The organism is Bradyrhizobium sp. AZCC 1577 (genome assembly GCF_036924575.1).
In the GTDB taxonomy this organism is placed as follows: domain Bacteria; phylum Pseudomonadota; class Alphaproteobacteria; order Rhizobiales; family Xanthobacteraceae; genus Bradyrhizobium.
Genome location: NZ_JAZHRQ010000001.1, coordinates 2,233,645 through 2,246,754 on the forward strand (window position 1 = coordinate 2,233,645; position 13,110 = coordinate 2,246,754).

General features: G+C 64.5%; 14 protein-coding genes. 1 reads left to right on the forward strand and 13 read right to left on the reverse strand.

Going from position 1 to position 13,110, the window contains the following annotated elements; all coding sequences use genetic code 11:
* Positions 1 to 103: 103 nt before the first annotated feature.
* Positions 104 to 1,126 (forward strand): DUF2066 domain-containing protein, encoded by a 1,023-nt coding sequence (locus tag V1278_RS10495; RefSeq protein ID WP_334380647.1) that lies wholly within the window; start codon positions 104 to 106, stop codon positions 1,124 to 1,126.
* Between the two features lie 32 nt (positions 1,127 to 1,158).
* Here the strand turns inward: V1278_RS10495 and V1278_RS10500 are convergent, their stop codons facing one another.
* From V1278_RS10500 to V1278_RS10560, 13 genes are all read right to left on the reverse strand, one after another.
* Positions 1,159 to 2,172 (reverse strand): zinc-dependent alcohol dehydrogenase family protein, encoded by a 1,014-nt coding sequence (locus V1278_RS10500; protein ID WP_334380648.1) that lies wholly within the window; start codon positions 2,170 to 2,172, stop codon positions 1,159 to 1,161.
* Positions 2,173 to 2,245: 73 nt separating this feature from the next.
* On the reverse strand, positions 2,246 to 2,872 hold the full coding sequence (locus V1278_RS10505) for an FMN-dependent NADH-azoreductase (RefSeq protein ID WP_334380649.1): 627 nt from the start codon (positions 2,870 to 2,872) through the stop codon (positions 2,246 to 2,248).
* 13 nt (positions 2,873 to 2,885) lie between these two features.
* Positions 2,886 to 4,463: an isochorismatase family protein gene (locus tag V1278_RS10510; RefSeq protein WP_334380650.1), complete on the reverse strand. Its 1,578-nt coding sequence runs from the start codon at positions 4,461 to 4,463 to the stop codon at positions 2,886 to 2,888.
* 19 nt (positions 4,464 to 4,482) lie between these two features.
* Complete coding sequence (locus tag V1278_RS10515) at positions 4,483 to 5,331, reverse strand: MBL fold metallo-hydrolase (protein ID WP_334380651.1); 849 nt, start codon at positions 5,329 to 5,331, stop codon at positions 4,483 to 4,485.
* A 53-nt stretch (positions 5,332 to 5,384) separates the two neighbouring features.
* Positions 5,385 to 6,275, reverse strand: coding sequence for an amidohydrolase family protein (locus tag V1278_RS10520; RefSeq protein ID WP_334380652.1), 891 nt, complete (start codon positions 6,273 to 6,275; stop codon positions 5,385 to 5,387).
* Complete coding sequence (locus V1278_RS10525) at positions 6,272 to 7,390, reverse strand: vWA domain-containing protein (protein WP_334380653.1); 1,119 nt, start codon at positions 7,388 to 7,390, stop codon at positions 6,272 to 6,274. The genes V1278_RS10520 and V1278_RS10525 overlap by 4 nt, the downstream gene beginning before the upstream one ends.
* Positions 7,387 to 8,268, reverse strand: a complete 882-nt coding sequence (locus V1278_RS10530) for an AAA family ATPase (RefSeq protein WP_334380654.1) — start codon at positions 8,266 to 8,268, stop codon at positions 7,387 to 7,389. The genes V1278_RS10525 and V1278_RS10530 overlap by 4 nt, the downstream gene beginning before the upstream one ends.
* Positions 8,269 to 8,276: 8 nt before the next feature.
* Positions 8,277 to 9,299, reverse strand: coding sequence for a xanthine dehydrogenase family protein molybdopterin-binding subunit (locus tag V1278_RS10535; RefSeq protein WP_334380655.1), 1,023 nt, complete (start codon positions 9,297 to 9,299; stop codon positions 8,277 to 8,279).
* 2 nt (positions 9,300 to 9,301) lie between these two features.
* Complete coding sequence (locus tag V1278_RS10540; RefSeq protein WP_334380656.1) at positions 9,302 to 10,888, reverse strand: xanthine dehydrogenase family protein molybdopterin-binding subunit; 1,587 nt, start codon at positions 10,886 to 10,888, stop codon at positions 9,302 to 9,304.
* A gap of 11 nt (positions 10,889 to 10,899) precedes the next feature.
* Positions 10,900 to 11,379 (reverse strand): (2Fe-2S)-binding protein, encoded by a 480-nt coding sequence (locus V1278_RS10545; protein ID WP_334380658.1) that lies wholly within the window; start codon positions 11,377 to 11,379, stop codon positions 10,900 to 10,902.
* 6 nt (positions 11,380 to 11,385) lie between these two features.
* Positions 11,386 to 12,204, reverse strand: coding sequence for an FAD binding domain-containing protein (locus V1278_RS10550; protein WP_334364707.1), 819 nt, complete (start codon positions 12,202 to 12,204; stop codon positions 11,386 to 11,388).
* A 16-nt stretch (positions 12,205 to 12,220) separates the two neighbouring features.
* On the reverse strand, positions 12,221 to 12,664 hold the full coding sequence (locus tag V1278_RS10555; RefSeq protein ID WP_213289246.1) for an SRPBCC family protein: 444 nt from the start codon (positions 12,662 to 12,664) through the stop codon (positions 12,221 to 12,223).
* Position 12,665: 1 nt separating this feature from the next.
* Positions 12,666 to 13,103: an SRPBCC family protein gene (locus V1278_RS10560; RefSeq protein ID WP_057842976.1), complete on the reverse strand. Its 438-nt coding sequence runs from the start codon at positions 13,101 to 13,103 to the stop codon at positions 12,666 to 12,668.
* Between the last annotated feature and the right edge of the window lie 7 nt (positions 13,104 to 13,110).

Here is a 13,110-nt window from a genome sequence, read left to right on the forward strand (position 1 = left end):
GCCGTCAGCATCGCGGATCCCTGCGTAGACGCCGATGATCGTGAAATGACCTCAAAACCCGGCAAAATCTTGCACTCGGAACCCTGTCATTGGACCCGCGTATATGCTTTTCGGCGCAAAGATACATAATGCTAGGGTTGAAGGCCCACCAGCCGGCAGGGCTTTCTTAAGACCATATTTCTGGCGTTCGCATTTACAAATGTTCCAAGACAAGAGCTTGAGGAATCGCGGAAGCCTCATCATGGTTGATCTGCCTATGACGAGACGCCAGCCTGTTTTGATGTGGCTTGGTGCTATCAGCGCCATCGTCAGGATACTCCTAGCAGTAACCCTGGTTTGGTGCGCGAGCGCGATGGCGGCGGCGGGAGCTGATCTGTATCGGGCGCAGACCGTCGTCACGGGGCAGGGCGAGGCCAACCGCATCATCGGCTTTGCCTCCTGTCTGGAGGACGTCCTGATCAAGGTGTCCGGCGCGCAGAAACTCGCAGGTGACCGTCGATTGGCGACGTACAAATCGAACGCGAAAAGTTTCGTCAGGGCATTCAGTTATCGCGACCAGTTTTCGGGCAAGCCCATTCGTGACGAGCAGGGCACCCGCGATCGGCCCTACGACCTGACGGTCGACTTCGAGGAAAAGAAAATCGACGACATTCTCAAGGCGCTTGGTCTCAAGCCGTGGCTTTCACATCGCCCGCGCCTTGCCGTCTTTGTCGGGATGGAGAACGGCCCGAGGAACTTTATCGTCACGGCGGATGGAGCTCAGTCCGATTTGCAGCGCGACGCGTTGCTCGCAGCCGCCGACAGGCGCGGGATGAACATCGTGCTGCCCAGCATGGCTGCGTTGGCGAAATCGGGCCTCGAAGGCGCGAAGCTCGAGACTGTGCCGTCCTCGACTCTGGCGCCGCTCGCGACCGAGCAGGGTGGGGAACTCGCGTTGGTCGGACATCTGGTCTGGAATGATCGCGAGCTTGGGTGGGTCACGCGTTGGCGAATGGACTGGCAAGGCCGGACGCACCGCTGGCAAATCCGCGGCGTGACTTTCGATGAGGCGTTCCGACGTGGCGTCGGCGGCGCGGCCCAGATTTTATCAGACAACGGCGATCCGGGCGGTCATGCGCGCCGCTGACGGAATGGGCCGCGGGTTAGCGGGAAGGCGCTTCACCCGATCTCGATCGCCACTTTGCCGAAATGCGCGCCGCTCTCCATGTGCGCAAAACCGTCCTTGGTCTGATCGAAACTGAACGTTCTGTCGATCACCGGCTTCATGCCGTTGGTGGTGATCGCATCCACCATCGCCTGGAGATCCTCGACCGATCCGACGGTGACGCCCTGCAACCGCTGCTGCTGCATGACCATCAAGGGTAACCGCAGGTCGGACGGCGGCGGGCCGGCGAGCACGCCGATAAACGCGATCGTGCCGCCGATCCTGGTCGCCCGGATCGATTCATTTAACGTGCCGACACCGCCGACCTCCACGACCAGATCGACGCCGTGACCGCTCCATTCGCGGGCTTTCTTCCCCCAGTCGGGTGTCGTCCTGTAGTTCAATGTAAAGTTAGCTCCGAGCTGCTTGAGGCGTTCGATCTTTGCATCGCTGGACGAGGTTGCGATGACGCGCGCGCCGCACATTTTGGCGAACTGAACTGCGAACAGGGATACGCCGCCCGTCCCCTGCGTCAGAACGATTTGACCGGGCCTCATGCCGCCGAGCTTGACGATCGCGCTCCAGGCCGTGAGCCCGGCGCAGGGAAGCGCGGCGGCTTCGATGTCGCTGAGGTGCTCCGGCGTTCGGACCAGCGCGTGCTTCGGAAAGACGCGATACTCGCTAAGGACGCCGTCGACCGCGCCGCCAAGGGCTGAGCGCATTTTTGCTTCGCTCGGTTCGCCGCCGATCCAGCTTTCGAAGAAGCTGCCGATGACGCGGTCGCCGGCTGCGAATTCTCGCACGCCCGGACCGACCCGCTCGACCACGCCCGCGCCGTCCGAAACCGGCACGAGTGGAAATTTCTGACGCGAGCCGTAACCGCCCTTGACCGTAATGAGATCGCGATAGTTCAGCGTTGCCGCCCTGAGCCGAACCAGCACTTGGCCGTCGCCGGGCTCCGGCACGGGCTTGTCCACGAGGGCAAGTCCATCGATTCCGCTCGGTCCCTGTAGTTCGTAGCACTTCAACGGAGATCTCCTTCGACGCGGTCCGGTGAGCGCTATATTGCCGCAAGTATTCCGGTTCCGCCAACCCTGCGAGCTAGAATCGCGCAGCCATCTCGGCCAGCCGCCGATGCGCGCCTTCGCGAGCCGCCCGGATCGGTTCGAGCGGCCCGGTCGTCGGTCCGATCGGCACGAAACGCACATTGCTGACGCCGATGAACCGCAGCGCCTCGCGCAGGTAAGGCGTCGCCATGTCGATGCGGCCGCGATTCATGCCGGTGACGAAGTCGCTGCCGCTTGCCAGGATCACCACCGTCGGTCTGTCTGCGACCAAGGGCAGATATCCCTGCGCGGGATCGAACCGGAACGTAAGCCCAGGCTGCGTGATCACGTCAATCCATTGTTTCAGCTTGTAAGGAATCCCAAAATTCCACATCGGCGTCGAAATCAGCACGCGGTCGGCGAGCGCGAACCGCAGCGCGATGCGCTCGGCGACCGCAAAGGCGTCGCGCTGTGAATCGGTGAAGGCCCGCCCATTGATGCGGGCATATTTGGCCTCCAGTACATAACCCTCGAATTCCGGCAGGTGATCCCGCCACAGGTTCATCACGTCGATGTCCCAGTCCGGCCGCGCCTGGCGGAAGCGGTCGATAAAAACGTGCGCGCCGGCCGAAGATTCCGAGTCCGCGCGCGGCGAGCAGCTCAGGTGAAAGAGTTTTGGCATGGCCGCGCTCTGGTCATCCTAATCCCCTGATAACCGCATCGGCGTTGGTGACGACGGCGACGTTCTGCATGGCAAAATTGATGGAGGCGTTGTGCCAGTCGGCGTTCATGGTCGAGCAGCAGTCTTCCGGCACGACCATAAAGTAGCCCTTGTCTGCGCCGGTGCGGGCGGTGTGCTCGACCGACATGTTGGTCCAGGCGCCGGTGTTGATGATCATGTCGCGGCCGGTCGCCTTCAGGATGGTTTCCAGCCGCGTGCCCTCCCAGGCGCTCATGCGCATCTTCTCGACCACGAAATCGCCGGCGCGCGGCTCAAGCCCCGGAACCGGCGCGGCGCCCCAGCTTCCGCGCACCATCGCGCCGCTATCGACCAGCCCCTCGAACAAGGGAGCGTTGAGCGTGACGCCGGGCGCGCCCGGTTCGACGATGAACCAGACATGGATGATGACGACGCCGCGGGCCCGTGCGGCCTCGGCAAGGCGGCGGACATTGTCGACCACCCGCTGCTGCCGCGCATGGACGGGCGATCCGGAATCGGCGAACGCGCCGCCCTCCATGATCACGTCGTTCTGCAAATCCTGAATGATCATGGCGCAGCGGCGCGGATCGAGTTGCATGTCGCCGCTGGTAAGTTGTGGTGAGGCGGGCTGCGCGGCACCGATATCGGGGCCGGTCGAAATCCGCCCGCTCATATAGGGCTCATGGCGCGGCCCGGCTTTGACCGGAATCGCATAGACCGAATGCGTGGCGGTCAGATAGAGCGTGCGAAACTCGGGTCCGCCCCAGGTGAGATTGGCGACGAGTTCGGGAACGCGCACCTTGCCGAGCAACTCGCCTGATGGCGAATAGACCCAGACACCGCCGGGCGCCGTGACCCAGACATTGCCGCGCTGGTCGCACTTCATGCCGTCGGGCAGGCCGGGCTCGAGCTCGGAGCGGATGCCGCTGGCGAAGACGCGCGCGTTGGCGAGCGAGCCATCAGTTTCGACGTCGAAGACGCGGATCAGCGCCTGCGTGGTGTCGTTGACGTAAAGCAGGCGCTCGTCGGGCGCGAAACAAAGGCCGTTCGGCTGATCGAACATGTGCCGATCGACCACGAGTTTCGGCGGGCCCCCGCCGGGCGGCACGCGAAAAACGCCCTGAAAGCCGAGCTGGCGCGGCCGCTCGACGCCATAGACCGGCATGCGACCGTACCAGGGATCGCTGAAATAGATCGCGCCGCTCGAATGCACGCAGACGTCGTTCGGGCTGTTGAGCTCCTGATTCTCGAAATGCGAGGCAATCACCTCGCGCCTTCCGTCGGGACGTTCGCGGATCAATGACGAGGTGGCGTGCTCGCAGACGATCAAATTGAGCCCGGCGTCATAGGTCATGCCGTTGCATTTGTTGGAGGGGCGCTTGACCTCGACGACACCGCGCTTGGCGTCCCATCGCCGGCGCACGTCGGCGGGCATGTCCGAAAACAGCAGATACTGATGAATCGGATGCCAGATCGGCCCTTCCGTGAATTCGAAACCGGTGCCGACCTGGCCGACCGGCGCATAGGGGTCGATCAACGTTTCGAATTCCGGGCGCAGCGTGACGTGCGTCATCGGTCCGTCCTTTCAGCGCTCAGGCCGGAAACCAATTGCGTTGCGGCAGGCTCTGCACCACGGGGCCTGGCACCTGGTCATGGAGCCGGCCGACCACCATGCCGCCTTCGATCTTGGCCGGCCGGTCGTGGACCGGGAGCAGATAGCGCGAGTTGCTCAGGAGTTTTTTGATGGCCGCCTTCTCCCCCCGCTTGCTGGTACCGTGATTGCCTGTCGTGCGCGGTTCCCAATCGTGAATCTCGTTGAAGGGCGTGACGATCTGGTCGTTGAAGTCGTAGATTACATCGCCGCAGATGGTGGCGATGCCGTCAGCGGTATGAACATGAATGTTCATCGAACCTTCGGTGTGGGCGTTGGCGGCATCGCAATAGACGCCCGGCATCAGTTCGATTGGGCCGGTCACTTCGAGATCGAGGAAACGCAGCGCGCTCCTGGTGTGCAGGCGGTCGATCAGGTGCTTGATATCGGGCGCCGGATATTGCGGATGCATCAACCCGGAGACGGAATATTCCAGCTCCTTGCGGTTGAGCACGACGGTGGTGTTCATCGGAAACAGATCGTCCTTGCCGGCATGATCGATGTGCAGATGGGTGTGGCAGACGAAGCGGACGTCGCCCATGCGCACGCCGTGGCGCGCGAGCTGATTCTCGATCATGTTCTCGTGGTATTGCAGACCGCGCATGCCCAGCGTTTCCATGATCTGGTTGGAGCGGTAGCCGGTGTCGACCACCACCGGATAGGGCCCGCCGACGATCAGGAAGCCCAGCGTCAGGACGCGGCGGGTCCGGCCGCAATCGCGGCCGAGCACGAGAAAGCTCGATTCCAGTTCGATATCCCCATAGTCGAGGATTTTGATTTCAAGCGGCATATGTTCCCTCCCACGTTCTTTTAATTGGCGGTCTGCGCGTGCGCCGTCATCGCTCACGCTCCCAGCCGATAGACGCGCGCGGCCGTCGTTCTCAGAATGGCATCGCTTTGATCGGCGCGAAGCGAAGCCGTCGCGGCGAGATAGGCGTCGATCAGTTCACGATAAGTTGTCCAGAGTTTTTCGATCGGAAAATTGGAGCCGAACAGGCAGCGGTCGGCACCGAAGATCGCGACCGTCTCGGTGAGAACACCGGCTACATGCGCAGGGTCGTTGCGGTGGATGAACGTGCCGAGGCCGGACAGTTTTGAGACGACGTTCGGACAGGCCGCAAGTCGGGTCATCCCGGCGCGCCACGCGGATCGGCCTTGCGGCGAGAGGTCTTCCGGCATGCCGGCGTGCTGCAGGATGAAGGTCACATCGGGACACGCTTCGGCGAGACCCGCGGCATCGGCCATCTGCGGCGCAAACACCTGCAGATCGAAGCTGAAACCATAGTGGGCGAGATGCGTGATGTTGCGCCGGATCTTTGGATCGGCGCAGAGGTCGGGCCGCGCCGCAAAACGATAAAGCGGGTTGTCGTGCCAGTGCAGTTGCATGCGCACGCCCCGCACGAGGGGATAGCGGGCCAAACGGTCGAGTTGCGGGCGGACATCGTCGACGTTGAAATTGGCATAGGAGACGATGGCGTGCGGCCAGCCATGGTCCTTTGCGGTCTCTTGCACCCAGGCCGTTTCATCCTCGAAACGGTCGTTGGCCCAGTTGGTCTGCACATAGACCGAACGCGTTACGCCGGAACCTGCGAGGTCAGCGAGATATTCCTGGATCGGATAGTCGCGCCGGATCGGCTCGTAGGGGCCGAAGATGCGCGGCTGCATCGGGCCAACCAGCCACGGCAGGTCGGCCTGACGCCAGATGTGGTGATGGGCATCGACGATTTCGGTCACGCGGCCTTCCTTTGTCCAAGCGAGAGTACATGCGAAACGATCGCAGCCGTGGATCCGCCATCGACCAGATCGTCCACAAAACGGCGGATCGCGATCAGCGCTTCGGTCTGCGGCTGAAAGCCGGGGCCTGACGCCAGCGGCGTCAGCCAGCTCAGGCGCCAGGCGCGCCGCGATAGTTTTGCCACCGCGTCGCGTAGCGCCGAGGGATCGCCACGTTCGAGGCCGTCGGAGAGGATGACGACGGCGGCGCCGCGCGCATAGCTGCCGAACCGCGGTACCGCCAGGAACGCCTGCAGCGCATCGCCGATGCGGGTGCCGCCGTCCCAATCGCTGACCAGATGCGCGGCGGCGAACAGCGCCTGCTCGCGGCGCTTGAGACGGAGCGCGCGCGTCACGCGGGTGAGCCTTGTGCCGAAGGTGAATACCTCGACGTTGGGAGCCGCATGCACCACGGTATGGGCGAGCTTCATATTGTCGTCCGTGCGCCCTTTCATCGAACCCGAGACGTCGATCAAGAGCAGCACCTTGCGCGGACGGGTGCGCCGCTTCAGCCGGCCGAGCCGCAGCACTTCGCCATCGTTGCGCACGCTGTCGCGCAAGGTACGGCGAAGATCCGCCCACGGTCCGCGGCGGGCGCGCATGCGCCGGTGGCCGCGGCGACGCGGTAATCGGGCAGGGGCTTCGCGTGACAGCCGACGCAAGGCCTCGCCAATTTGGCTTGGCGCGAAGCGGCGTTCGACCAGCGCTTCCGCGCGGGCCGCGGCAAGCCCCGACTCGTTAGCTTCATCGGCGAGCAACGCTTCATCCTCGCCGCGGCCTTCCTCCTGCACGCGAACCACTTCCTCATCTTCGGCGCCGGCACGATCGACCGCTTCGCTGCCGAGGAAATGGATGTCGAACAGCCGATCGTAGGTCGCGCGCCGCTCGGGTGGCGGCGCGAGCGTTGCCAATCCAGCCTGCCGAATGGCTTCGAGGCTGCGCGGACCCAGCAACTCGATGGCGGCCAGGAACGTAGTCGTCTGTTCCGGCGCCACGGCAAAACCGTTGGCGCGCAATAGAGCGACAAAGGACACGAAGACGCCGGCAGCACGTGGCAATTGAGGTTCGTCGCTCACGCGGCAGCCTCCGCAATGAGGGCGTCGAGCCGGCCGGAGATGAAGGTGAGATCCTCCTCGTCCTTCAGTGCAACCCCGATCGAGCGCTTGAACGCGTCCGGCCAGCGGGCGCCGCGCGCGTGCAGCAGTGTGGCGGCTTCGGCCCATTCCACAGCTTCGGCAATGCCTGGCGCCTTGCTCAATGGTTCGCGTCGCAACCGGCCGACGGCGGCGACGACCGCGCGCGCGGTCGCTTCGGCGACACTGGAAGCCCGCATCATGACGATACGCGCTTCGCGCTCGGCGGTGGGATAATCGATCCAGTGATAGACGCAGCGCCGGCGCAACGCTTCGTGCAGATCGCGGGTGCGGTTCGAGGTCAGCACGACGACGGGGCGCTCGGCGGCGCGGACGGTGCCGCGTTCGGGAATCGAAATCTGGAAGTCGGAGAGGAATTCGAGCAGAAACGCTTCGAACTCCTGGTCGGCACGGTCAATTTCGTCGATCAGCAGCACGGTGGAGTCGGGCGCGCGCAAGGCGGCCAGCATCGGCCGCTCGATCAGAAAAGTCTCGCCATAGATGTCGATGCTCTCCTCGCCGGCCTGGCGGATCGCGAGCATCTGGCGCGGGTAGTTCCACTCGTAGAGCGCGGCTGATGCGTCGATGCCCTCGTAGCATTGCAGCCGGATCAGGCGGCGGCCGAGCACGGCGGCGATGGCTTTTGCAGCTTCGGTCTTTCCGACACCCGGCGCGCCTTCGAGCAGCAACGGCTTGCCGAGCGCAAGCGCAAGATAGGACGCCGTCGCCAGGCCCTCGTCGGCGAGGTAGTACGCCGTCCGCAGCGCCCTTTCGAGCGCCTCCGGGCTGTCGATGCCGACGATGTTGCCGCGGACCGTCATGCCTGACCTCAGCGCCGCGCTTGCGGCCGCGCGCCGCCCTGCGCTTTGATCGCCCGCAAGACTTTCTCCGGCGTGATCGGCAGTTCATCCATCCGCACGCCGACCGCGTTGAAGATGGCGTTGGCGACCGCGGGCAACACCGGGTTTGCGCACATCTCGCCAGGGCCCTTGGCGCCGAACGGGCCGTCGGCCGCAGGGCGTTCCAGCACTGCGATATCGTGCGGACAGGTGTCGCCGGGGCCGGGCATCAGATATTCGACGAAATCGCGCGGACCATGCGCCGGGTCGGGATAATAGGGTTCGGGTGTTTCAAAGAGCGCGTGGCTGATTCCCATCCACGCGCCGCCAACGAGCTGCTGCTCCACCAGCCGCGGATTGAGCGCGCGGCCGAGTTCGTATGCACTGTCCATGCGCACCATCGCGACCTCGCCGGTCTCGTCGTCGACCTCGACCTCGGCGACCAGGCAGGCGTGCGCATAGCAAGTCGCAGGTGACATCTCGCCGGTCTCAGGGTTCACCTCGGACAGCGGCACCAGAAAGATGCCGCGTCCCGATATCGTCTTGCCCTGCTTGAACTGCGCGGCAATCGCGACATCCTTGGTGGAGATCGAGCGATGCGGCGCGCCCTTGACGCGGATATTGCCGCGACCGTCGGTCTCGAGATCGGTGGCGTTGACCTCCAATTCCTCCGCTGCAGCTTCCATCATGACGCCGCGGGCCTCTTTCGCCGCCGCCATCACCGCATTGCCGACCCGATGCGTGCCGCGCGAGGCGAACGAGCCCATGCAGTGCGGTCCGGTGTCGGAATCGGCGGTATCGACATAGACGTCCTCGACCGGCACGCCGAGCGTCTCGGCGCAAATCTGCCGCGTCACCGATTTCATGCCCTGGCCGAGGTCGATTGATGACAGCGACACCGTGAACTTGCCGCTGGGGTTGGAATGCACCAACGCCTGGCTGGGGTCGCCGCCAAGGTTCATGCCGATCGGATAGTTGATCGAGGCGATGCCGCGTCCGCGATGCTTGGCCATGGTCAGCGCCTCCTGGTGCCGAAGACGGAGGAGAAGCGGGTGGCGCGGTGTGACGGCGACGGAGCCGGCGGCCTCGGGGGAGGCGGCGCCGGCGTGGGGGGCGGCGGTTGCTGGGTCGTTGCAGGCGGTGTCCGATCGTAGGTGGTTCGCTGCTGCACAGCCGCGGCGCGTTGGAGAACAGGTTCAAGCGGCGTCGGCGATATTACTGCCCGGCTGCCGCCGCCATCCTTGCGCGACGACATCTGTTTGACCTCTTCGCGCAGCGGCCATTTTGCTTTCTCGGCGGCGACCTGGACGCATTCGATCAGCGCGGTGTTCTTGGCCTCGCGCCGGTGCGCCTTCATGTCGCCGTCGCGATAGGCGTTGAGGATGCGGAACTCCATCGGGTCGATGCCGACGAGATGCGCGAGCTTGTCCATCTGGCATTCGAGCGCAAAGTCCATTGCCGTGACGCCGAAGCCGCGCATGGCGGTAGCAGGCGTCCGGTTGGTGAACACGCAGTAGACGTCGCCGTGGACGTTCGGGATCGTATAGGGGCCGGGCAGGTGGGCCACGCATTTGACGACGGCGTAGCTTGAAAGCCTTGTATAGGCACCGCTGTCGAAATAGGCGCGGATCTTGCGCGCAACGATGCGGCCGTCGCGCATCACGCCGTCCTTGATGTAGATGCGCTCGGCTCCGCGCGGCGAGCCGAACTGCATCTCTTCTTCGCGGCCGAGCTGATAGCGCACCGGGCGTCCGGTCAGCATCGCGCCGAGAATGGCAAGCGGCTCCGTGAGGGTGTCGACCTTGCCGCCGAAGCCGCCGCCGACGGTTCCGCCGATGAAGTGGAAGGTGTTGGAGGGTACGTCGAGGATCTTGGCGCAGGTATCGAGCGAGAAGAACAGCGCCTGCGTCGAGGTATAGACGACGTAGCGGCCGTTGGTATCGGGGGCTGCGATCGAGCCGTTGGTCTCGGTCGGTGCATGCTCGATCGGCGACATCTGGTAGCGCTGCTCGAGCAAATGGTCGGCCTCGGCGAAGCCGCGCTCGACATCGCCGAAGCGCAGCTTCTGGTGATCGTAGACGTCGTGATAGATGAAGGTGTTTTTGGGGTAAGTCTCGTTGACGACGGGCGCGCCGGGCTTCAGAGCCTCCTCGACGTCGAACACCGCCGGCACCGGCTCGTAGTCGACGCGCACTTTCGCCATCGCCTCGTAGGCTTCGCGCGGGCTGTCGGCAACGATGGCGACGATCGGCTCGCCCTTGTAGCGCACCTTGTCGACCGCGAGCGACGGCTCGTCGTCCTTGCCGAAATTGATCAGGCTGAGCAGGGTGTTGAGGTTGCGCGGCACGTCGGCACCGCGAATGATGCGCCGCACTCCGGGCGATCGTTCCGCTTCCATCGTATCGATGCGGCGCAGTCGGGCGTGCGCGTGCGGGCTGCGCAGCACTTTGAGATGCAGCATGCCCTGCAGCTTATGGTCGTCGAAATAGGTCGAAGTGCCCGTAACATGGCCGAGCATGTCCTGGCGCTGCGTGCCTTTCCCGATCTCCTTCAAATTATCGTCGCGCTCGTCGGCGAAGATGTCCTTGCGCAGTTCCAGCATGGTCGTTCCCTTTAGGCGCGGGCGCGTCCGCTCGTGGCGGCGGCGAGCACGGCATTGATGATCGGCTCGTAGCCGGTGCAGCGGCAGATATTGCCGGAGATCGCCTCTATGACTTCCGCGCGAGTCGGCGACGGATTGCGATCGAGCAGCGCTTTTGCTGCCATCAGCATGCCCGGCGTGCAGTAGCCGCACTGGGCTGCGAACTGCTCCATGAAGGCACGCTGCAGCGGATGCAGGTTGGGACCGTCCTTCAGCCCGTCGAGCGTTTCGACGGCGCGGCCGTTCACGGTTTCCGCCAGCGTCAGGCAGGAGAGATGCAGTTCGCCGTCGATCAGCACGCTGCAGGCGCCGCAGCCGCCCTGGCCGCAGCCGAATTTTGGCGTCATGTCGCCAATTGATTCGCGGAGCGCGACCAGCAGATTGACGCCGCCGTCGACAAATAGCGCGACGTCGCGGCCATTGTGACGAAATTGCAGGGCGGTCTTGGTCATGAAGGCTTACTCCAGGCCGGACAACAGGCGGCGAAGATGAACGCCAACGATCTCGCGGCGATACCAGGCGCTGCCAAGGGCATTATCTGAGGGTGACACGCCTTCGGCGGCTACTGCCGCAGCGGCGTTGATCGCCGCGTCGTCAAGCGCGCGGCCCTCCAGCGCCCGCTCGGCGGCCCTTGCGCGAATTTGCGTTGCGGCCATCGAGCCGAGCGCGATGCGCGCACCTGAGACGCGGCCGCCGCTCGAAGGCAGGTGCGCCGCCAGCGTAATCACCGAACCGCCCTTCGGCTTGATGCGGGCGATCTTGCGATAGCGGAAGGCGTCGGCACTTGCAGGCCGCTGACACGCGACCGCCAGCACCAGCGCGCCGCTCTGCCGTTCGCGGGATTGCAGGAACTCTTCGATTGGCATGTCGCGGGCGCCAAGACCGCCCTGGACGGAGACGGTCGCGTCGAGCGCCAGCAGGGCGACGGTGAAGTCGCCGTAGGGACTGGGCGCGAACAGATTGCCGCCCACAGTACCCATGTTGCGCACGGCCGGCCCGCCGATCGAGCGCGCCGGCGCGTGCAGAAAGGCGAGTTCGCGCTCGGCCAGAATCCTCGCAAAAGTGACGCCGGCGCCGATCGTGACGCGCGAGCTTGCGACGTCGATGCGGGTCAGCGCCAGGTCGGTCGCGCGCACGACGGTGGAGATCGAGACATCGCCCTCGTTGAGGGCGCGCATGACGAGCGTGCCGCCGCCGAGATAGCGCGCGCTGCGGTCGGACGACAATGCCGACGCCGCCTCGCCAAAATTCGCGAATGTCTTCACCGTGACGGGCATGGCTTCACCTCCGCTTTCATGCGGCCTCCTTCAGGTGCCGGCGAATGGCGTCGAAGCCGGCTTGATAGATCTGTTCCGCGACCATCTGCGTCAGCCGCTCGGCATCGGCAGGCCGCGTGGTGAACCTGGATTCCCAATGCCAAAACGTGCGGTCACCGTCGGTGACCGGCAGCAGGCGGACATGGGCGACATAGTTGAACATCGGGATCGGCGTATCGAGCAGGCAATAGCTAAAGGTCTGTTCGAGGTCGGACAGGGCGAGCAGTTGTTCGCGCAGCTCCGAGCCGTCCTGCAGCTTGAAGCGGCGCACGCAGCCGATCTTGTCGGCGGCCTGTGCGCGCTCGATCGTGCTGGTGGCGACCTCAGGATGCCAGCGGTCGTGGCCGTTGAAATCGCGCAGCACATTCCAGACCGCGATTGTCGGCGCGTCGAGGATCGTGCTTTTGACGATATGCGGCACGCTAGCCTCCGAAGGCACGCTTGAGCGCATCAAAGCCGCCCTGGAACACGCCGGTCCCGATGTTGCTGACGAGTTCGTTCTCACGCTCGGGCGCGCAGTCGAACTCGGCCGTCCATTCCAGAAAGGTCTGGTCGCCGTCGGTCACGGGCGTCAGCCGCAGCGTCGCGACGTAGTTCTCCACGCCCATCGGGGACTCCAGGATGGAGTAGGTGCAGAACATGTCGTAGTCGGAGAGCCCGAGCAGCTTTTCGCGGATGCGATCGCCGTTGCGCAGGCGAAAATCCCGCACGCATCCGATCTTGTCCGCGGGCTCGCCGCCCTCGATGCGGCTCTCCGCAATCGCGGGATGCCAGTTCGGCAACCCGTTGAAGTCGCGCACGCGCGCCCAGACGCGGTCGTTGCGGGCGTTGACGACAGTGGAAACGTACACCCGGGCCATGACGCGT